This is a genomic window from Achromobacter sp. JD417 (assembly GCF_041879325.1).
GTDB lineage: Bacteria > Pseudomonadota > Gammaproteobacteria > Burkholderiales > Burkholderiaceae_B > Achromobacter > Achromobacter mucicolens.
On sequence record NZ_CP087159.1, the window covers coordinates 3062950 to 3082804 of the forward strand.

At 67.7% G+C, this 19855-nt stretch carries 15 protein-coding genes; 10 read left to right on the top strand and 5 right to left on the bottom strand.

Annotated features, from left to right (window positions below; all coding sequences use genetic code 11):
• Positions 1-61: 61 nt before the first annotated feature.
• The 4 genes from LN047_RS14050 to LN047_RS14065 are packed head-to-tail and all read right to left on the bottom strand — an operon-like array spanning position 62 to position 5573.
• Positions 62-781 (bottom strand): DUF2894 domain-containing protein, encoded by a 720-nt coding sequence (locus LN047_RS14050; protein WP_373982060.1) that lies wholly within the window; start codon positions 779-781, stop codon positions 62-64.
• Complete coding sequence (locus LN047_RS14055) at positions 771-1421, bottom strand: OmpA family protein (protein ID WP_056318218.1); 651 nt, start codon at positions 1419-1421, stop codon at positions 771-773. Before LN047_RS14055 ends, LN047_RS14050 begins: the two co-directional genes overlap by 11 nt.
• Complete coding sequence (locus tag LN047_RS14060; RefSeq protein ID WP_373982061.1) at positions 1418-4714, bottom strand: DUF802 domain-containing protein; 3297 nt, start codon at positions 4712-4714, stop codon at positions 1418-1420. The genes LN047_RS14055 and LN047_RS14060 overlap by 4 nt, the downstream gene beginning before the upstream one ends.
• Positions 4715-4724: 10 nt before the next feature.
• The gene (locus tag LN047_RS14065; RefSeq protein WP_373982062.1) at positions 4725-5573 is read right to left on the bottom strand and encodes a DUF3348 domain-containing protein; all 849 of its coding nucleotides are present in this window, start codon (positions 5571-5573) and stop codon (positions 4725-4727) included.
• A 186-nt stretch (positions 5574-5759) separates the two neighbouring features.
• Here LN047_RS14065 and LN047_RS14070 point away from each other — a divergent pair, with 186 nt between their 5' ends.
• The 4 genes from LN047_RS14070 (at position 5760) to fhuE (ending at position 10613) form a co-directional block, all read left to right on the top strand.
• Positions 5760-6338: a M23 family metallopeptidase gene (locus tag LN047_RS14070; protein ID WP_373982063.1), complete on the top strand. Its 579-nt coding sequence runs from the start codon at positions 5760-5762 to the stop codon at positions 6336-6338.
• 68 nt (positions 6339-6406) lie between these two features.
• Positions 6407-7636, top strand: a complete 1230-nt coding sequence (locus LN047_RS14075; protein ID WP_373982064.1) for a helix-turn-helix domain-containing protein — start codon at positions 6407-6409, stop codon at positions 7634-7636.
• A gap of 32 nt (positions 7637-7668) precedes the next feature.
• Entirely contained in the window at positions 7669-8313 is a 645-nt protein-coding gene (locus LN047_RS14080; RefSeq protein WP_217617618.1) for a DUF5074 domain-containing protein, read from the top strand.
• Positions 8314-8417: 104 nt separating this feature from the next.
• On the top strand, positions 8418-10613 hold the full coding sequence (gene fhuE, locus LN047_RS14085; protein ID WP_373982065.1) for a ferric-rhodotorulic acid/ferric-coprogen receptor FhuE: 2196 nt from the start codon (positions 8418-8420) through the stop codon (positions 10611-10613).
• Between the two features lie 12 nt (positions 10614-10625).
• Here fhuE and LN047_RS14090 read toward each other — a convergent pair whose 3' ends face one another.
• Positions 10626-11555, bottom strand: a complete 930-nt coding sequence (locus LN047_RS14090) for a LysR family transcriptional regulator (RefSeq protein WP_373982066.1) — start codon at positions 11553-11555, stop codon at positions 10626-10628.
• Between the two features lie 119 nt (positions 11556-11674).
• Here LN047_RS14090 and LN047_RS14095 point away from each other — a divergent pair, with 119 nt between their 5' ends.
• The 6 genes from LN047_RS14095 (at position 11675) to LN047_RS14120 (ending at position 19752) form a co-directional block, all read left to right on the top strand.
• Positions 11675-13021, top strand: a complete 1347-nt coding sequence (locus LN047_RS14095; RefSeq protein WP_373982067.1) for a D-serine ammonia-lyase — start codon at positions 11675-11677, stop codon at positions 13019-13021.
• A gap of 48 nt (positions 13022-13069) precedes the next feature.
• A complete protein-coding gene (locus tag LN047_RS14100) occupies positions 13070-14050 on the top strand; it encodes a Bug family tripartite tricarboxylate transporter substrate binding protein (RefSeq protein ID WP_373982068.1) in 981 nt (326 codons plus the stop codon).
• A gap of 12 nt (positions 14051-14062) precedes the next feature.
• The gene (locus tag LN047_RS14105; protein WP_142054962.1) at positions 14063-15586 is read left to right on the top strand and encodes an amidase; all 1524 of its coding nucleotides are present in this window, start codon (positions 14063-14065) and stop codon (positions 15584-15586) included.
• A gap of 302 nt (positions 15587-15888) precedes the next feature.
• The gene (locus LN047_RS14110) at positions 15889-17016 is read left to right on the top strand and encodes a TRAP transporter substrate-binding protein (RefSeq protein WP_373982069.1); all 1128 of its coding nucleotides are present in this window, start codon (positions 15889-15891) and stop codon (positions 17014-17016) included.
• Between the two features lie 127 nt (positions 17017-17143).
• A complete protein-coding gene (locus LN047_RS14115; protein ID WP_056318251.1) occupies positions 17144-17767 on the top strand; it encodes a TRAP transporter small permease subunit in 624 nt (207 codons plus the stop codon).
• Positions 17764-19752 carry a TRAP transporter large permease subunit gene (locus tag LN047_RS14120; RefSeq protein ID WP_373982070.1) on the top strand — a complete coding sequence of 663 codons (1989 nt, stop codon included), beginning with the start codon at positions 17764-17766 and terminating at the stop codon, positions 19750-19752. Before LN047_RS14115 ends, LN047_RS14120 begins: the two co-directional genes overlap by 4 nt.
• The last annotated feature ends 103 nt before the right edge of the window (positions 19753-19855 follow it).

Genomic DNA, 19855 nt, shown 5'->3' on the forward strand with positions numbered 1-19855 from the left:
CATAAATGTTTCGTATATGGAACGTATCGTACTGCGCCGAGCCGCCGCGTGCAAATCGGCCTCAGGCGGATTCCTTGCTTTCCTTGGCTGGCTTGCGGGGCTTACTGCGCGCGGACTTCTTGGCGGCGCCGGCTCGGGGCGCTTCCTTGGGCGCCGGGGCGGCTGCCGCGGTCATCTGCTCCATCCACATCAGCGCGTCCGTGTACGACAGGAACTGTTGCAGGTAACCGGGCGACATTTCGCGCATCAGGGAGAGCGCGCGGTGCACGAGCTGATTGGAGTTGAGCGGGCCGGCGTTCTTGTGGACCTGTTCCTGCGACTGGCGGACCTGGCGGTCGGCGCTGAAGCGCGACCAGAGCGTCTGGAATTCGTCGAGGAGCGGCAGCTCGGGATAGGCGGCGCGCAGGCCCAGCGGGTCGAACCGCCCGGCGCACGCGCGGTCGGCTTGCGCGTCCGCAGCCTGCGGTTGGCCGGCTGCACCGGGGTTGTCCAGGTAGGCGACCAGGCCGGCGAGGGGGCCGCATTCGGGGGCAGGCGGTGAACCAGGGAGGTCCTCGGCGGCGCCCGCGTTCGTCAGAGCCGATTCGTACGCCTGGATCAGGTCGGCCAGCCGCCCATCCAGCCGCTCGCGGGCGGGGCCGTCATACGCGGCTGCGCGGCGTGCCAGCGCGTCGATCAGATGAAAACGCAGCGGGTCGGCGCGGTCGGCGCCGCTGGCGCGCCAGCCGTCCAGCACGGCGCGCGGGTCCAGGACCGCCTCGCGGCTGCCGTCACTGCTCACCGGGCTTACCCGCTTCGTTCGAGGGTTTGGGGATGGGCGTGATTTCGACGCGCCGGTTCTTGGCGCGGCCTTCCTCGTCCGCGTTGGACGCAACCGGCTGCTCGGCGCCGAAGGCCGCGGCAAAGACCATTGACGACGGTACGCCTTCGTCGATGAGGGCCCGCGTCACGGTGAGGGCGCGCTGCGCGGAAAGATCCCAGTTGTCGGCAAAGCGGCGGTTGCCCTCGCGTACCTGCTGGTCGTCGGTGAAGCCGCTGACCATCAGGATTTCGTTGTGGGTCTTCAGGTAGGCGGACAGCGGTTCGATCAGGCTTTTCAGGATCTCGCGGCCTTCGGGTTGAAGCTGATCGGAGTTCAGGGCGAAGAGCACGCTGCCGCTGATGCCGATGCGGCCGTTCACGAGCGTCACGCGGCCAGCGGCAAGCGGGCCGGCCAGCGCCTGTTCCAGCGTCTCGCGGCGCTGCGTTTCTTCCTGGCGCTGCTTGACCTCTTCCTCAAGCTGCGTCGACAACTGCAACTGCACCGCGACGACGCTGACCAGGATGAGGACGAAGGCGCCCAGCAACACCGACATCAGGTCGCCAAAGACAGCCCAGGCCGGCGCCGTCGGCTCCACGCCGCCGTCGATATCCTCGCTCATGCCGTTTCCGCTCCGGCCGTGGCGCGCTGGGCGGCAAGCTGCTGCAGGTTCTCGATGATCTGCTTTTGCGACATGAGGCTCAGGTCGACGACCTCACGGGCCTGCGCCACGTAGTACGACAGTTGCTCGTCGCCGCGCGCGATGGATTTGTCCAGCGCCGCTTCGATGCGTTGCAGATGCGCCGTGAGCTTGTCGTTCGATTCGCCGAAGGCCTGCACGGCGGCGCCGAAGGATTCGCCCAGGCTGGCGACCTCGACCGCGCTGCTGGTGACCAGCGAGGCCACTTCGGTCAGCTTGCCGGTTTCGGACTCGACCTTGTCGGTGAACTGCGCGCCCACGCGTTCCAGCATGTCCGCCGACGACGCCACCAGGGCATCGACGGCCGTGCGCTGCTCGGCCGCGGTGTGGTTGACGGCGTCCAGCAGCGTGCCGAGCGTCTCGAGCAGGCGGTTGCGCTCTTCGAGCATGTCGTTGTCGCGCACCATGCTGTCCGACAGCTTCTGGCGCAGCTCGCCGATGACTTCGGCGGCGGCGCGCGGCGCCTCGGACGCGGCCTGGACCAGACGGCCGATCTCGGCGATGGTTTCGCTGGCGTGGGCCTGCGTTTGCGCGGTGATGTCCTGCGCAGTCAGGCTGAGGGTGTCGCAGATTTCTTGTTGCAGGCCGGCCGCCTGCGCGCCTGCCTGCTGCCATTCGGTGCGCAGCGCATCGGCCATCGCGGCCAGCTTCGCCGTCCAGGCGGTCAGGCGTTCCTCGTCGTTGGCGGCCAATGCTGCTTGCAGGGCGGTGTGCGATTGTTCCAGGGTCTGCAGCAGCTCGGCCGAATGCGCGCCGAAGGCAGCGGACGCGGTTTGCAGCGCGTCGCGGTTGTCGTCAGCCAGTTGCTTGCCGACGGTTTCCTGGCGGGTCTGCGCGTCTAGCCAGGCTTGCGTGACGCCGCCGGCGGCCGTCTCCAGACGAGACGACACGGTTTCCAGAAGCGCGGCCTGTTGCTGCGTCTGGGCGGTGATGTCGCGGGCGGTCTGGCTGAGCGCGTCGCTGATTTCCAGCTGGCGCAGGGCGGCCTGCGTGCCGGCCTGTTCCCATTCTTCGCCCAGCTTGGCGGCCATCGCCGTCAGCGAGCCGGTCCAGGCGGCCAGGCGTTCCTCGTCGCGGGAAGCCAGCGCGGCCTGCAGGTCGGCGTGCGACTGGTCCAGCGTGCGCAGCAGCGCGTCGGCATGCTGGCCGAAGGCGGCCGCCGCGGTTTCGAGGGCGCGCTGGTTGTCGGCGGCCAGTTGCTTGCCCAGGTCTTCCTGGCGGGTCTGGGCGTCCGTCCAGGCTTGCGTGACGCTGCCGGCCGCCGTTTCCAGCCGGGTCGACACGTCTTGCAGCAGCCGGGCCTGCGCTTCGGTCTGGCCGGCGATGCCGCGCGCGGTCTGGGCGAGCGCGTCGTTGATTTCCTGCTGGCGGGCGACGGTGTTCGCGCCGGCCTGTTCCCAGTCCTGGCCCAGCTTGGCGGTCATGGCGCCCAGCGTGTTGCTCCACGCAGCAAGGCGTTCTTCGTCGCGCGCGGCCAGGGCGGCCTGCAATTCGGTGTGCGACTGGTCCAGCGTGCGCAGGAGCGATGCGGCGTGTTGCTCGAATGCCGCCGTGGCGGCTTCCAACGCGGCCTGGTTGCCGGCAGCCAGCTTGCTGCTGGCTTCTTCCTGGCGGGCAAGCGCGCGGGTCCATTGGTCCGACACGCCGTTGGCGGCGGCCTCCATGCGGGCCGACACGCCTTCGAGCAGGGCAGCCTGCGCGGCGGCTTGTTCGGCAACGTCGCGCACGGTCTGCGCCAGGGTGTCGTTGATTTCCTGCTGGCGGACGGCGGCCTGCGCGCCGGACTGCTCCCATTCCTGGCGCAGCGTGGCGCCCATCGCGCCCAGCGTTTCGGTCCAGGCGGCCAGACGCTGCTGGTCGCGCGAGGCAAGGTCGGTTTGCAGCGTGGCGTGCGACGCGTTCAGGGTGCGCAAGAGCGACGCCGAATGCTGCTCGAAGCTGGCGGCCGCGGCGGTGAGCGCCTGCAGGTTGTCGCCGGCCAGTTTTTCGCCGGCCTGCTGTTGGCGTGCCAGCGCGTCGGTCCAGGCTTGCGACATGTCGCCCGACGACGCCTCCAGACGCGCGGACACGCTGTCCAGCAGGCTGGCCGAGCGTTGTTCGAAGGTCTGGGCAAAGCGGTCGAGCGATGCGCGCAGGTCTTGGGCCATGGCCTCGCTGGCGCGTTGCTGGCCAGCGACCGCCTGGCTCCAGATGCCCGCGACGTCCGTCGTCGCGGCTTGCAGGCCTGCCGTCAGGCCTTCGAGCTGCTGGCGCACGGCTTGGGCGACGGTGTCCTGCAGGGTGGCGGTTTCGCGGGACAGGCTGTCCATCGTGGCCTGCACGACGGGCTGCAGGGCCTCGCCGGCAGAGCGCGCGCTTTGCGCCACGCTGTCCTTCATGGACTGTTCCATTACGGACGCCAGCCGGGCGTAGGCGGCTTCGGCCTTGCCCTGAAAGGCGGTCTGGCTGGCGATCTGGCGTTCGTTCAGCGCCTGGTTCTGGTGTTCCATGCTCTTCATCATGGATTCCAACTGGCCGACGATGGCGGGCATGGCTTCGGCCTGCCGCTGCATGATCTCGGCCTGGCGCTGGAGCAGCTTGAAGGATTCTTCGCGCTGGTAGCCTTGCGAGTACACGCGCAGCGTGGTTGCGGTCTTGGTATCGAGAAGCTGCGCCGCGTGGACGCGGTCGCGACGCGACAGCGCGGCCAACAGGCCCAGCATGGCGGATGCGGCAACGCCGGCGATCGAGGTGCCGAAAGCAAAGCCCAGACCCTTGACGGGGGCGGCCAGCGACGCGCGGATCGCGGCCAGATCGGTCGAGCTTTCAAGCGCAAGGCCGGTGCCGCGCAGCGTGACGACCATGCCAAGAAAAGTGCCCAGCATGCCCAGAAGGACCAGCAGGCCCACCAGATACGGCGTGAGCGACGGGCCGGGCAGGCCCACGCGCTCGCCTTCGATACGCAGGCGCACGGCGTTGCGCAGTCCGGCCGGCACCTTGTCCAGCCAGGCGCCAAGGCTGCCCGGCGCTTCGTTCAGGTCCGATACGGCGCGCGTGAGCGACGACGTTGCCTGCTGGTAGCGCAGCAGTTCCAGCGCGCCCGCCAGGTAACAGACGCCGATCAGCAGCGTCACGGCCAGCGCCAGCGGGTTCGTGCCCGCGTAACCCGAGCCGATCCAGCCAACAACGGCCAGTCCGGCCAGGAAAACCACGATATTGATCAGATTCTTGGACATAGTGTCCTAATTAGCTGGTGCGAAGGGCGGCGAGCAGCCCTTCGACCGGTTGTAAACGAACATCCAATTCGGCCAGCAGAACGGCGCGCATGTCGGCACGGAACGTGTCCAGCCACGCGCCGGCGGTAATGGCCGGGGAGGGCGGCGACGTCCCGGCCTGCGCGGCGTCAACGGCGGGCGCCTCGGTATCGCCTGGCGCGTCGGCCGCCGCATCGGCCGGCGAACCCGGTTCAGCCTGGGCCTGCTCCGCTACCTGCGCCAGCGCGGCTTCCTCGGCCTTGCGCAGGCGGTCGAAGTGCGCCTGCAGCAGTTTCGGGATTGCGCCCAGCAGGGCCCGCTCCTTGGGCAGCAGCGCGCGGTCCATGATCGCGTCCACGACGGCCAGACGCGTCCATTCCCCGTTGCGGGCGGCCACCATTCCGCGCAGTCGGCTGCGCAGGTTGCCGATGCTGGTTTCCATCGTGTGCTGCAACGACAGATACCGCTGGCGAAAACTCGAATAATCGAACTCATCCTCGGCCAGGACGGCCGCCAGCTTCTTGGCGGGCGCCCGAGCCGGGGCAACCCGCTTGGCGGCCGTGGCCGCCGTGTCGCTGGCGATGGCGTCGGCAAGCGTGGTGCGCACCCGCACGCATTCGCGTTCTTCGGCGCTGCTGAACATGCGGGCGCCGGGCGCAATCACGGGCGGAGCGGTATTGAGCGCCGCCGACAGGGCGATCGCGTCCGTCCAGCCAAGCCATTGGCTCAGATGGTCGGATAGCGACTGCCTGGACTGCTGGACTTCCGCGTCCGTCAGGCGAGTCAGCAAGCGAATGAGCGTCGGGCCGCTTAAACCTGTGCGCTGGGGGGCTTGCAACATACCACCAGAGTCAAAAAGGGGGGAGTTTACACGCTGCGACGGCCCCGGAGGGCCCGTCGGGACGCCCGGACCGGGGACAAGGCACAAAATGGGGTCGCATCATGGCCGGCGCATTGCCGCTGTCGCAACATTGTGTCGCGACGCGGCGGACAGGAACCCTCGGCCCGCCCGTGCGTCGAACCCTGCATGGATGTCCGCACCCCCTGGCGATTTACCCGACGACTCCTCACGCTTGCCGCGCTGGCCGCCTTGGCGGTTTGGGCCTGGCCGCGCCTGCCCGAAGCGGCGCGCGCACCCTGGCACATGGCGCGGCTTTCCTGGCAGGACGCGCCGCTGTCGTTGCCCGTACCCGTTGAGGGCGTCGCGCCCCGTCGGCTGGCCGACACCTGGGGCGCCGCGCGGTCGGGCGGGCGCACGCATCAGGGCATCGACATCTTCGCCAAGCGCGGCACGCCGGTGCTGTCGGCAACCGAAGGCGTGGTCACGCGCATCGGCGAGAACACGCTGGGCGGCCAGGTGGTCTGGGTGATGGGGCCGGGCCGGCAGATGCACTACTACGCGCACCTGGACGGCTATGCGGACATCCGCCGCGGCCAGCTCGTTGCGCCGGGCGACGTACTGGGCTTTGTCGGCAATACGGGCAACGCCAAAGGCACGCCGCCGCATTTGCACTACGGCATCTATGCCGGGGGCGGGGCGCTCAACCCCTATCCGCTCCTGATCTCGCCCGGCGGTTCCCCCATGCCGGTGTCGTCCCCGCAATAACCGCGCGGCGCGCCGGTGTAGATTTGTGTCCTGGCAAGAACAATGGGGCAAGGCGTGGCGCACTTTCCATGGACTTTCTGATCTCGGCCGCGGCGCGCGCGCTGGCGGCGGGCGACCCGCTGGGCGCGTTGAACCACGTGGCGCTGCGCACCGACGCGCCCGCGCTGGCCTTGCGCGGCATCGCCATGGCGCAGCTGGGCGATCTGGCGCGCGCGCGTAGCCTGCTGCAAGGCGCCGCCCGCGCTTTTGGGCCGCGGCAGGCCGTGGCGCGGGCCCGCTGCGTCGTCGCCGGGGCCGAAATCGCGCTGGCTTCGCGTGACCTGGGCAATGGCGAGAAAGCGCTGGATGCCGCGCGCGCCACGCTGCAGGCGCACGGCGATATGGTCAATGCCGCGCATGCCGGTCACCTGGCGGCTCGCCGCCAGTTGCTGCTGGGGCGTCTTGACGAAGCCGAGCGCACGCTCGCCGGATTGGACGTGGCCGCGTTGCCGTGGGCGTCGCGGGCCATTCATGAACTCATCGTCGCGGGCATCGCCATCCGACGTCAGCAGGCTGCGGCAGGCCGGGCCGCACTCACGCGCGCGGCGCAGTGCGCCGGCCAGGCAAGCATCCCGGCGCTGATGGCGGAAGTGGAACACGCCGAACGGGCGTTGGACGCGCCGGCGGCGCGGCGCATCGCACCCGACGGCGAAAGAAGCCTGTCGCTGGACGAGGTCGAGGCGTTGCTCGCGTCCGGGGCGCTGGTCGTGGATGCCTGCCGGCACGCCGTGCGCGCAGCGCATGGGACCATCGCGCTGGCCGGCCGCCCCGTGCTGTTTGCGCTGTTGCGGGCGCTGGCACAAAGCTGGCCCGGCGAGGCGACGCGCGAGGCGCTCATCGCCCAGGCCTTTCGCACGCGCTATTTCGACGACACGCACCGCGCGCGCCTGCGTGTCGAAATGGGCCGTCTGCGTGCCGTGATCAGTCCACTGGCCGGCGTGCAGGCCACCCGGCACGGCTACGCGCTCAAGCCCCGTGTGGCGAGCGACGTGGCGCTGCTGGCGCCCGCGGGCGACGAATCGGATCCGGAGGCGGGCGCGTTGCTTGCCTTTCTGGCCGACGGCGAGGGCTGGTCGAGTTCGGCTTTGGCGCAGGTCATCGGGTCCAGCCAGCGCACCGTGCAGCGCGCGCTTGAGACGCTGGCCGCGGCCGGCAAGGTGCAGGCCTTCGGCCAGGGGCGCGCGCGGCGCTGGATGTTGCCGCCCGTGCCGGGATTCACGACAAGCTTGTTACTTCCGGTGATTCTGCCGGGCCATTAGCATGAACGGACCCCCTACAAAAGGAAGCCGACATGAAACGATCCCAAGCCGAAATCCTGCGTGAATATGGTCCGTTCCCCGGTGTCGATGCGGTCCACGGGCTGACGTACGACGGCGAACAGGTGTGGTTTGCCACGGGCGACCGCCTCGTCGCCATGGACCCCGTGACCGGACAGACCTCCCGCGCGCTCGACATCACGGCCAACGCGGGCACGGCCTTCGACGGCACCTATCTCTATCAGATTGCCGATGGCCACATCCAGAAGGTGGACCCCTCGAGCGGGGAAATCCTGTCGACGATCCCCGCGCCGGGCGGCGACTGCGTGTCCGGCATGGCGTGGGCCGAAGGCAGTCTGTGGGTGGGCGCGTACCGCGACCGCAAGATTCACCAGGTCGATCCCGGCACCGGCAAGGTGCTGCGCACGATTGATTCCAACCGCTACGTGACAGGCGTGACGTGGGTGGACGGCGAGCTGTGGCATGGCACCTGGGAAGCGGAAGAAAGCGAGCTGCGGCGCCTGGAACCGCGCACCGGGCAGGTGCTGGAGGCCGTGGAGATGCCGGCTGGGGTGGGCGTGTCAGGACTGGAATCCGACGGCGGCGGCACGTTTTATTGCGGAGGCGGCGAGAGCGGCAAGGTGCGGGCGGTGCAGCGCCCCGCAAAAGCGTCCAGTTGACCCTGGACAATGGGAAAAATACAACATTAGTGGATATGAGAAGTATTTGCATTTAAACTTCGTGCCGATTTGTCACTCTTATTCCAATTCGGTAGGAAGCCACAATGCAAGATCAGAGACGCGTCGCGCGCGGCCCCCTCGTTCACCCTCGTTTTGTGCTGCGCCGCACGTCGGCGATGGTTTTTCTGGCGTTGGCCTCGGCAGGCGCGGTCGCGCAGGAGGCCGCTGTCGCCACGCTGCCGTCGGTGCAGGTGGTGGGCGACACCGCCAACGCGAACACGACCGAGGGAACCGGTTCCTACACGCCGCGCGCCACGGCGGCCAGCACCGGGCTGTCGCTGTCGCTGCGCGAGACGCCGCAGTCGGTCACCGTCATGACGCGCCAGCGCATGGACGACGAGGACATGCGATCGCTGGCGGACGTGATGGCCAGCACGCCCGGCATTTCGGTGCAGAACTTCGATAGCGAGCGCTACACCTTCAATTCGCGCGGCTTCAGCATCACCAACTACATGTACGACGGCGTGCCCACGGCGTTCGACGTGGGCTATTCGGCGGGTGAGTCGTCCGTTGACCCCATCATCTACGACCGCGTGGAAGTCGTGCGCGGCGCCACGGGCCTGATGACGGGCGCGGGCAATCCGTCGGCCTCGATCAACCTGGTGCGCAAGCACGCCGACAGCCGCGAGTTCAAGGCGGACCTGAGCGCGGGCGTGGGCACGTGGGACACCTATCGCGCCACGGCAGACCTGTCCACGCCGCTCAATGCCGAGGGCAGCGTGCGCGGCCGCATCGTGGCGGCGTACCAGGACAACCATTCGTTCCTGGACTACTACCAGAACAAGAAGAAGGTTTTCTACGGCGTGGTGGACGCCGACCTGACCTCGCGCACGACGCTCAGCGTGGGCTACAACTACCAGGACAACGAGCCAAAGGGCAGCACGTGGGGCGGCTTTCCGCTCTGGTACGCGGACGGCGGGCGCACCGATTGGCGCAGGTCGTTGAACACCGGCGCGCGCTGGTCCTCGTGGGGCAGCACCACGCAGGGCGCGTTTGCCAGCCTGGAGCATCGCTTCGACAACGATTGGCGCGTGCAGGCCGTGGGCTCTTATTCCAAGAATGAAATGGACGGCAAGCTCTTGTACCTGTACGGCTGGCCGGACCGGGAAACCGGACTGGGCATGGGCGCCTCGCCCGCCTGGTATCTGGGCGATCGCAAGCAGAACGCGCTGGACCTGAAGGCAAACGGCCCGTTCACGCTGTTTGGCCGCCGCCACGAGGCCGTGGTGGGTGCGAGCTTCAACCGGCAGAAGGGCGACTTCAACTACCGGTCTGCCATCGGCGCCGCCGCCGTGGGCAATTTCCTGGACTGGGACGGCTCGTATCCTGAACCCGACTGGAACGATTCGATCATTGCCAACCGCTACACCACCACGCAGACCGGCTGGTACGGCGCGCTGCGCCTGAACCTGGCCGACCCGCTCAAGCTGATCGTGGGCGGGCGCTACAGCACCTGGAAGACCAATTCGGTCGGGTTTGGCGGCGAAGGGCGCACCGAGTTCGACAAGAACGACTTCACGCCATACGCCGGCCTGCTGTACGACATCAATGACACCTACACGGCGTACGTCAGCTACACAGGCATTTTCAATCCGCAGACCTATCAGGACCGCAACGGCAACTGGCTGGATCCGCTGGAAGGCAAGTCCTATGAAGCTGGTATCAAGGGCGAATGGCTGGACGGCCGCTTGAATGCCAGCGCCGCCGTATTCCAGATCGACCAGGACAACGTGGCGCAGGCGGATCCCGGTCAGATGGTGCCGGGTACGACCAATCAGGCGTACACGGCGGCGCAAGGCACGCGCAGCCGCGGGTTCGACCTGGAACTGTCGGGCGAAGTGACGCCGGGCTGGAACGTGGCGGCCGGGTGGTCGCACTGGACCGCGCGCGATGGCGACGGCAACGCGATCCAGACCGACCAGCCGCGCAGCCTGGTGCGCGTCTTCACGACCTACCAACTGCCGGGAGACTGGAACCGTCTGACGGTGGGCGGGGGCGTGAACTGGCAAAGCCACGTCTACACCATCGCCAGCGGCCCCAACGGCGACGAGCGCGTGGGGCAGGGCAGCTATGCCGTGACCAACCTGATGGCGCGCTACCGTTTCAACCGCAATCTGTCGGCGCAACTGAACGTGAACAACGTGTTCGACCGCAAGTACTACAGCCAGATCGGCTTCTACAGCCAGGGCGCGTGGGCCGCGGGCCGCAGCGCGATGCTGACGATGCGCTACCAGTACTGATCGCAGGGGCGCCTAGGCGGGGCCGATCGGCCCCGACGCCGCCCGCGCGGCCTCGGCGATGCTGGCAATGAAGGCCTTGGCGGCTTCCGGCATGATGCGCCCGGCCAGTGTCTGCACCTCGAAGTGGCGCTCGTTCATCTCGCGGTCGCGCAGAGGCACGGCGACGATTTTTCCCCACGCCACGCGGTTGCGGATCGCCAGTTCGCCGCAGAAGGCGACCCCGCCGCCCGCGCTGGCAAAACCCACCAGCGCGTCGATGCTGCGGCTGGTGAACGCCGGCTCGCAGTGCAGCTGCTGGCGGCTACAGCTGATGTCGATCAGCTGGCGCAGCGTGGAATCGGGCGTGGGCAGCGCAAGCGGATGCGCCATCAATTGCGCCAGCGCCAACTCGCGGCGGTCGGCCAGCGGATGGCCGGCCGAAAGGATCGCGCGCACCGGCGCGGGCACGCGCGCTTCCACCCGGATATCGCGCTGAGACGTCAGGCTGAGCGTGACGCCGATGTCCGCCGAGCCGTCCCGGATGCGCTGGGGAATCTCCTGCTGCGAGCAGACATCCAGCGAAAACCGGATACCGGCGTAGTGCTGCCGGAACGCCGCGATGGCGGCCGGGACGAATTCCGACGCATAGCCCTCGGTGCTGACGATGCGCACATGGCCCTGGCGCAACCCGCGCAGCGCCAGGATATCGCCCGCCACGCGCTCCACGTCCTGCTGCATGCGTTTGGCATGCGCGGCCAGCAGTTCGCCGGCGGCGTTCGGAACCATGCCGCGCGCGCGGCGCTCGAACAGCAGCGTGCCCAGTTCGCGTTCGACGCGGGCAATCTGCCGGCTGACGGCCGACGGGGCGACATCCAGGCGGGCGGCGGCTTCGCTGACCGAGCCGGTGCGCACGACTTCCAGGAAATAGCGCAGGGAAATCTCCTGCAGGACGCGAGGGTTCATGGTCGGATCCAAGGTTTGCGGAAAGCGCAAAGAAGAATTCTAACCATTGATATTGCTGCAAAGCGTCGGCCGCCTCTAGGATGTGGGCATTCCTTGCGCTCTCATTCGCTAGCACAGCCATGTTTCAATCCGACGCTCCCTCCAAATCCCCCGTTCTGGATTCGCTCCGTCAAGCAAAGCCGGTGCTGTGGACCGGCCCTGAAACGCGTGCGGCTGCTGGGCCGGGCGCGCACTTCCTGATGGACCACGTGCTGTCCGCGCAAGAGCGCTTTGCGCGGTTTGCGCCGCTCTTGGCGGAATTGTTTCCCGAGCTGGCCGCAACGGGCGGCGTGATCGAGTCGCCGCTTTTGCCCGCCGCCGCCATGCAGGCGGCCATGGGCCTGCCGCAGGACGCGGGCCGGTTGTGGATCAAGGCAGACCACGCGCTGCCGGTGGCCGGGTCGATCAAGGCGCGGGGCGGGATCCACGAGGTGCTGGAATTTGCCGAATCCTTGGCCATGCGTGAGGGTGTGCTGCGCCAGGGCGACGACTACCGCAAGCTGGCCGGCCCCGAGGCCCGCGCCGTGTTCGGCCGTTATCAGGTCGCCGTGGGGTCCACGGGCAACCTGGGCCTGTCGATCGGCGTGATCGCGTCGGCGCTGGGTTTCCGTTCGGCGGTGCATATGTCGGCCGACGCGAAGGAATGGAAAAAGGCGCGGCTGCGCGCGCGCGGGGTCGAGGTGGTCGAGCACGCGGGCGACTACGAAAAGGCCGTGGCCGCGGGCCGGGCGCAGGTCGAAGCGGATCCGTTCGGTTATTTCGTGGACGACGAGCGGTCGGCGTCCCTGTTCATGGGCTACGCCGCCGCCGCGCTGCACCTGCGCGTGCAATTGGGCGAAGCCGGCGTGCGGGTGGATGCCGAACATCCGCTTTTTGTCTACCTGCCTTGCGGCGTGGGCGGGGCGCCGGGCGGCATCGCGTTCGGCCTGACGCAGCTTTTCGGCCCCCACGTGCATTGCTTCTTTGCCGAGCCGGTGCAGTCGCCGTGCTTCCTGGTGCGGATGATGGCGGGCCGCGGCGAACTGCCGGGCGCGCCGGCGTCCGCATCGGTGTACGACGTGGGTCTGACCAACGTGACCGAGGCCGACGGCCTGGCGGTGCCGACGGCCTCCGAACTGGCCTACGCGGCCGTGGGCGCGCAACTGCGCGGGGTCTACACCGTGGAAGACGACACCTTGTACGCGGACCTGGCGCGCGTAAAGGACAGCGAAGGCCTGCGCATCGAACCGTCCGCCGCCGCGGGCTTCAGCGGCCCCCGCCATCTGTGCGGCACCGATGCCGGCCGGGCGTGGCTGCGGGCGCAGGGCCTGCAGGCGCACCTGCCGCAGGCCACGCATCTGGCCTGGACGACGGGCGGGCTGTTCGTGCCCGACGAAGAATATGACCGATTCCTGAGCCGTGGGCGTTCGCTCACGGCCGGCAACTAGGCGCCGACAGACGCGCCGCATCTCCACCACCTACCATCGAGCACCGCCATGAAAACCTCGTTTCTTGCAGTCAGTCTCGCTTTTGCCAGCACCCTCGGCGCGGCCGCGCCCGCCGTGGCCCAGGACGCCTATCCCTCGCGTCCGCTCACGATGATCGTCCCGTTTCCGCCGGGGGGCGCCACGGACGTGCTGGGCCGCGTGGTGGCCCAGAAGCTGGGACAGGAACTGGGACGCACGGTCGTGGTGGAAAACCGCGCCGGCGCGGGCACGGTGATCGGCGCCAGCTACGTGGCCAAGGCCGCGCCCGACGGCTATACGCTGCTGGTGAGCTCGGGCACGACCTTCACGGTCAATCCGGCCATCCAGGCCCACCTGCCGTATGACCCGGTCAAGAGTTTCGAGCCCATCGGCATCGTCGGCCGCACCGGCCTGGCCCTGCTGGCCAACCCCAAGGTGCCGGTCAAGGACCTGAAGGAGTTCGTCGCGTACGCGAAGAATCCGGCGCATGACCAGCCGCCGTACGGCTCGTTCGGCACGGGCACGACCGCGCATTTCGTGGGCGAGGCCTTTATCTCCGCCGCCAATCTGAAAATGACGCACGTGCCGTACAAGGGCAGCGCGCCCGCGATGACCGACCTGATCGGCGGCCAGATTCCTTTCTCGGTCGACACCGTGGCCGCAGCGTTGCCGCAAAGCAAACAGGGCAAGGTCCGCGTGCTGGCGGTGTCCAGTCCCAAGCGTTCGGCCTTCCTGCCCGACGTGCCTACGTTCGCCGAACAGGGCTATCCCTCGGTCGCGATGGACACGTGGCTGATGGTCGCCGCGCCGCGCGGATTGCCCGCCGACGTGAAGACGCGTCTGGAGCAGGCGCTCAAGGCCACGGTGGAATCGCCCGAAGTGGTCAAGAGCCTGGAGGCGCAAGGCTTTGAGGCCGCCTTCGCCAGCGCCGCGGAAGGCGAGGCGCTGATCCAGAAGGAACTGCCCATCATGCGCGAAGTCGCGCAACGGGCCAACATCAAGATCGACTGAAGGAAGACGACGATGGCTTTGGACGACTCCCTGGTATCGCTGACCGCCGTTGAATTGCGGCGCATGATCGGCGCCCGCCAGCTTTCGCCGGTGGAACTGCTGGAAGCATGCATCGCGCGCATCCAGGCCGTGAACCCGTACATCAACGCCGTCACCGCCACCGCCTTCGAGCGGGCGAGGGCGGAGGCCCGCGCGGCCGAGCGTGCGGTGATGGCGGGCGAGCCGTTGGGCCTGCTGCACGGTTTGCCGATGGGGGTGAAGGATCTGGAGCCCACGGCCGGCGTGCTGACCACCTACGGTTCGCCTCTGTATCGCGGCCACGTGCCGGACGAGGACATCGAACTGGTCGCGCGCCTGCGCCGCGCCGGGGCCATCGTCGCCGCCAAGACCAACGTGCCCGAGATGGGCGCGGGCGCCAACTCGCGCAACACGGTGTGGGGCGCCACCGGCAACCCCTTCAATCCCAACCTGAATGCGGGCGGCTCGTCGGGCGGTTCGGCCGCCGCCCTGGCCAGCGACATGCTGCCGGTCTGCACGGGCTCGGACACGGGCGGCTCGCTGCGCATCCCCGCGTCCAAGTGCGGCGTGGTCGGATTCCGGCCGTCCCCGGGCATCGTGCCCAGCGTGCGCAAACCGCTGGGCTGGACGCCGATCTCGGTGGTGGGACCGATGGGCCGCACCGTGGCTGACGCCTGCCTGCAGATGGCGGCCTCCGCCGGACCGCACGCTGGCGATCCGCTCAGCTATCCGCTGGATCCGCTGCAATTTTTGAACCCCGGCATCGCCGACCTCGGCTCGCTGCGCGTGGCCTACACCGAAGACTTCGGCGCGTGCGACGTGGACGACGGCATCCGCGCCACCTTCCGCGAAAAGATCGCGGCCATGCGTCATCTGTTCGCGGCCTGCGATCCGATCGACCTGGATGTCGGTGAGGCCCATCGATGCTTTGACGTGCTGCGCGCCGAGGCCTTCGTGGCCGGAATGCGCGACGCGTACGAGAAGGATCCGTCCAGCCTCGGCCCCAACACCCGCGCCAACTTCGAGATGGGCGCGGCGATGAGCCTGAAGGACTGCGCATGGGCGCAGGCCGAGCAGACACGCCTGATCAAGCGTTTTCAACGCGCTTACGACGATTACGACCTCATCCTTTCGCCCACGACGCCCGTATCGCCCTTCCCGTGGACGCAGTTGTACGCGGACAAGATCAACGGCGTCGCCCAGGAGAACTATTACCGCTGGCTGGCACTGACCTATGTCGTCACGCTGACCACGCACCCGGCGCTCACGTTGCCTTGCGGGCGCGATGCGAACGGCATGCCGTTCGGCCTGCAGATCGTGGGCCGCTTCCGTGGCGACCTTCAGGTGCTGGCCGCGGCGCAGGCGATGGAGCAGGCCTTCGCGGGCACGGACGCGTTGCGTCGTCCGCGCCCCGACCTGGCCGCGCTGCGCCCGGCCGAACCGGCGCTGACGTCGATCGTGACGGCCCCGCCGCTGCTCGATGGCGGCGGTGAGGCGGGGTCGGTGTCGGCGGTATAGCGCACCGTCGTCATGCCGCGGGCCTCGCACGGGGCCGCGCACTTGGGCAGAAACAAGGCCAGCACGCCGCATCACGCGGTTTGCTGGCCTTTCGCTATTACGGCCTAGTCCGTCTTCTAGGGTTATTCCTGACTAAAAGCTGATTGTCAGCCGTTTGTCAGGCAGGTTTAATCACTCCAAAGTTGCGCATCAGACGCATCAGACGGCAGACGAAAGCCCACCGCAGGCCATTCGCGCCGCCCCCTTGCAGCCGTAGTAACTACACGCTGGTCCATGTAGTCCACCCCAGGAGACAACAAGCCATGCAACACGTTACAAAGCCCCGCCGCCGCAAGTTCATCTCCGGCGCCGCCGCCGCCGGCGCCGTGGCGCTAGGATTTCCCGCCGTCACCAAGGCGCAGAATGCGCCCATTTCCTTCCGGTTCCAGAGCACCTGGCCCGCGAACGACATCTTTCACGAATTCGCCCGCGACTACGCCAACAAGGTCAACGAGATGGCCGGCGGCCAGTTGAAGATCGAAGTGCTGCCCGCGGGCGCCGTGGTCAAGGCGTTCGATCTGCTGGACGCGGTTTCGGCGGGCACGCTGGACGGCGGCCACGGCGTGGTGGCGTACTGGTACGGCAAGAACACGGCCGTGGCGCTGTGGGGGTCGGGTCCGTCGTTCGGGATGGATGCCAACATGCTGCTGGCCTGGCACGAATACGGCGGCGGCAAGGAGCTGCTGGTCGAGATCCAGAAGGCCATGGGCGTGAACGTGCAGTCGCTGATGTACGGACCGATGCCGACCCAGCCGTTCGGATGGTTCAAGCGGCCTGTCACGAAGGTCGAGGACGTCAAGGGCGTGAAGTTCCGCACCGTGGGCCTGGCCATCGACATGTACACGGCGATGGGCGCGGCCGTGAACGCGCTGCCCGGCGGTGAAATCGTGCCGGCCCTGGACCGGGGGCTGCTGGATGGGGCGGAATTCAACAATGCCTCGTCGGACCTGGCGCTGGGCTTTCAGGACGTGTCCAAGATCTGCATGCTGCAGAGCTTTCACCAGAGCGCCGAACAGTTCGAGGTGCTGTTCAACAAGGCAAAGTACGACGCCTTGCCGGAACACCTGAAGCACATCCTGAGCTATGCCGCGCAGGCCTCCAGCGCGGACATGTCCTGGAAGGCGGCGAACCGCTATTCGCAGGACTACATCAAGCTGCAGAAGGATCACAACGTCAAGTTCTACAAGACGCCGGACGCAATCCTGCAGCAGCAGCTCAAGATCTGGGACGAGATGATCGCCAAGCGGTCGGCCGAGAACCCGCTCTTCAAGAAGGTCCTGGATTCGCAGCGCGCGTTCGCCGAGCGGGTGGGGCGCTGGCACGGCGACACCACGGTCAATTACCGCATGGCTTACAACCACTACTTCTCGCGTAGCAACAAGCCAGCCTGACGCGGTTTCACGCAGGCCACGCGCGCCGCCGTGCCGGCGCGCGGCGCCTCGCCATGCGTGTCCAGGGTCCGTGCGCGTCGGCGGCAGGATAGCCGCTGCGTGAGCGGGCCCGACTCCAGGACCTTCGATGATCCGAATCGTACGTTTCATAGACAGCATCTCCACCCTGGTGGGCAAGACGTTTGCCTGGCTGATCGTGGTGCTGACGCTGCATGTGTGCTGGGAAGTTGCCGCACGCTACATTCTGAACCAGCCCAGCGCCTGGGCCTTCGACCTGCAGATGATGTATTACGGCATCCTGTTCATGATGGCGGGCGCCTACACGCTGGCCAAGAACGGGCATGTGCGCGGCGACATCCTGTATGGCTTTCTGCCGCCGCGCGTGCAGGCCGGCCTGGACCTGCTGCTGTTCATCGTCTTTTTCTTTCCCGGCGTGATCGCCCTGGTGTGGGCCGGCTGGTATTACGCCGGCTATTCCATCGCCATCCGCGAACATTCGTCGCTGATGGCCAACGGGCCGCCCATCTATCCCTTCAAGGCCTTCATCCCCGCCGCCGGCGCGGTCCTGCTGCTGCAGGGCGTGGCCGAGGTCATGCGCTGCATCCTGTGCCTGAAGCAGGGCGACTGGCCGTCGCGTGAAGAAGACGTCGAGGAAGTGGACGTCGACAAGCTCAAGGAGATGGTGCACGTGAAGGACGAAGACATCGCCCAGCTCGATCGTTACGTCACACCCGGGGAGTCGAAGCGATGAAAGTCCACAAGGCTTTGTGGTTCGGCCTGTCGTGCATCGCGCTGGTGCTTTTGATGATCGCGTTCCTCACGCCGTGGGACAACCTCACCACCGGTCATATCGGGCTGCTGATGCTGGCCCTGATCGTGGTGGCGATCATGCTGGGATTTCCGACCGCGTTCACGTTGATGGGCATGGGCGTGCTGTTCACGTTCCTGGCGTATTACATGCAGAGTTCGGACCCGGGGCGGTCCCTGGGGCAGACGCTGGATCTGATGGTGCAGCGCACGTACGCCACCATGACCAACGACTCGCTGATCTCGATCCCGCTCTTCGTGTTCATGGGCTATCTGGTCGAGCGCGCCAACCTCATTGAAAAGCTCTTCCGGTCGATGCACCTGGCGCTGGCGCGGCTGCCGGGCGCGCTGGCGGTTGCCACGCTGGCCACCTGCGCCATCTTCGCGACGGCCACGGGGATTGTCGGGGCGGTGGTCACGCTGATGGGGCTGCTGGCGATGCCGGCGATGCTCAAGGCCGGCTACAGCGTGCGCCTGACGGCCGGTTCCATCACGGCAGGCGGGTGCCTGGGCATCCTGCTGCCGCCGTCGGTGATGCTGATCGTATATGGCGCGACCACCGGCGTGTCGGTGGTGCAGCTGTACGCGGGCGCGCTGTTTCCCGGGATCATGCTGGCCATTCTGTATATGCTCTACGTCATCATCGTGGCCAAGCTGCGGCCCGACATGGCGCCGCCGCTGCCCGAGAACGAACGCGGCGTGCCGCTGCCGCCCGGAACGGCGGCGCTGGCGGCAGGTCAATACACGCGCGCCGTGTCCGGCATGCTGGCCGCGATGTTCAAGGGCCGGCGCAACAGCGCGGTGTCGTTCGCGTACCTGACGCGCAACATGGCCGTGGCGTTGACGCCGCTGGTCGTCACCGTGCTGATGCTGGCGGTGGTGCACCACGCGCTGACCAAGCCGCCCGAGGTCTACGAGATTCCCGCTGAATTGCGCCTGGGCTCCAGCGACTTCGATTCCGGCTCGGGGTTGAGTGAGCCGCCCCTCGATGGGTTGGCCGAGCCGCCCTCGAACGACCTGCCCGAACCGCCTTCCAACGAGCTGGCTGAACCCCCAGGCAGCGCGCCCGCCGCGTCCGGACTGAGCGAACCGCCCGGCACGCCCGCCGCCCAACCGCCAGCCGGCGCCACGGCACCCGCGCAACCCGGCGCGGCCGCCGAGGCCGAACCCCGGATCGCGGCGCCCACGGGCTTCTGGATCTTTGCCGGCATATGCGCGGTGATTCTGGCGGTGTTCTACGCCGCGCTGACGTGGGCGCGGCTGGAAATCTTCAAGATGCTGATGGGCTCGTTCTTCCCGCTGGCGGTCATGATCGCGGCCGTGCTGGGGTCGATCGGCTTCGGCCTGGCCACCCCCAGCGAGGCTGCCGCCATGGGCGCGATGGGCGGGGCGTTGCTGGCGCTGGCCTATCGCAGATTGAACCTGCCGGTGCTGCGCGAGGCGGTGTTCCTGACGGCCAAGACCAGCGCCATGGTCTGCTGGCTGTTCGTGGGATCGTCCATCTTCTCGGCGGCGTTCGCCCTGTTGGGCGGACAGCGCATCATCGAGGAATGGGTGTTGTCCCTGGGCCTGACGCCGATCCAGTTCCTGCTGCTGGCGCAGATCATCATCTTCCTGCTCGGCTGGCCGCTGGAATGGACCGAGATCATCGTGATCTTCATGCCGATCTTCGTGCCGCTGCTCAATACGTTCGGCATCGACCCGCTGTTCTTCGGCCTGCTCGTGGCGTTGAACCTGCAGACCGCGTTCCTGTCGCCACCGGTGGCCATGTCGGCCTTCTACCTGAAGGGCGTGTCGCCGCCGCACGTGACGCTGAACCAGATCTTCCTGGGAATGATGCCGTTCATGGGCATCCAGGTCGTCGCCATCTTCCTGTTGTACATGTTCCCGGGGATCGGCATGTGGCTGCCGACGGTGCTGTACCGGTAGGGCGCGATACGGTGTCTGACACCCGCGAGATGTCGTCGCACATTGACGACGCGCTTGCCCGGGTGTCAGACACCTTGAATTTTTACTGCCCGGACGCCGCCGA

Coding starts and splice junctions, on each gene's coding strand:
- LN047_RS14090 (WP_373982066.1), bottom strand. CDS start 11,555: ATGAACCCTCGCGTCCTGCAGGAGATTTCCCTGCGCTATTTCCTGGAA.
- LN047_RS14115 (WP_056318251.1), top strand. CDS start 17,144: ATGATCCGAATCGTACGTTTCATAGACAGCATCTCCACCCTGGTGGGC.
- LN047_RS14075 (WP_373982064.1), top strand. CDS start 6,407: ATGGACTTTCTGATCTCGGCCGCGGCGCGCGCGCTGGCGGCGGGCGAC.
- LN047_RS14055 (WP_056318218.1), bottom strand. CDS start 1,421: ATGAGCGAGGATATCGACGGCGGCGTGGAGCCGACGGCGCCGGCCTGG.
- LN047_RS14060 (WP_373982061.1), bottom strand. CDS start 4,714: ATGTCCAAGAATCTGATCAATATCGTGGTTTTCCTGGCCGGACTGGCC.
- LN047_RS14105 (WP_142054962.1), top strand. CDS start 14,063: ATGGCTTTGGACGACTCCCTGGTATCGCTGACCGCCGTTGAATTGCGG.
- LN047_RS14120 (WP_373982070.1), top strand. CDS start 17,764: ATGAAAGTCCACAAGGCTTTGTGGTTCGGCCTGTCGTGCATCGCGCTG.
- fhuE (WP_373982065.1), top strand. CDS start 8,418: ATGCAAGATCAGAGACGCGTCGCGCGCGGCCCCCTCGTTCACCCTCGT.
- LN047_RS14070 (WP_373982063.1), top strand. CDS start 5,760: ATGGATGTCCGCACCCCCTGGCGATTTACCCGACGACTCCTCACGCTT.
- LN047_RS14110 (WP_373982069.1), top strand. CDS start 15,889: ATGCAACACGTTACAAAGCCCCGCCGCCGCAAGTTCATCTCCGGCGCC.
- LN047_RS14065 (WP_373982062.1), bottom strand. CDS start 5,573: ATGTTGCAAGCCCCCCAGCGCACAGGTTTAAGCGGCCCGACGCTCATT.
- LN047_RS14095 (WP_373982067.1), top strand. CDS start 11,675: ATGTTTCAATCCGACGCTCCCTCCAAATCCCCCGTTCTGGATTCGCTC.
- LN047_RS14080 (WP_217617618.1), top strand. CDS start 7,669: ATGAAACGATCCCAAGCCGAAATCCTGCGTGAATATGGTCCGTTCCCC.
- LN047_RS14100 (WP_373982068.1), top strand. CDS start 13,070: ATGAAAACCTCGTTTCTTGCAGTCAGTCTCGCTTTTGCCAGCACCCTC.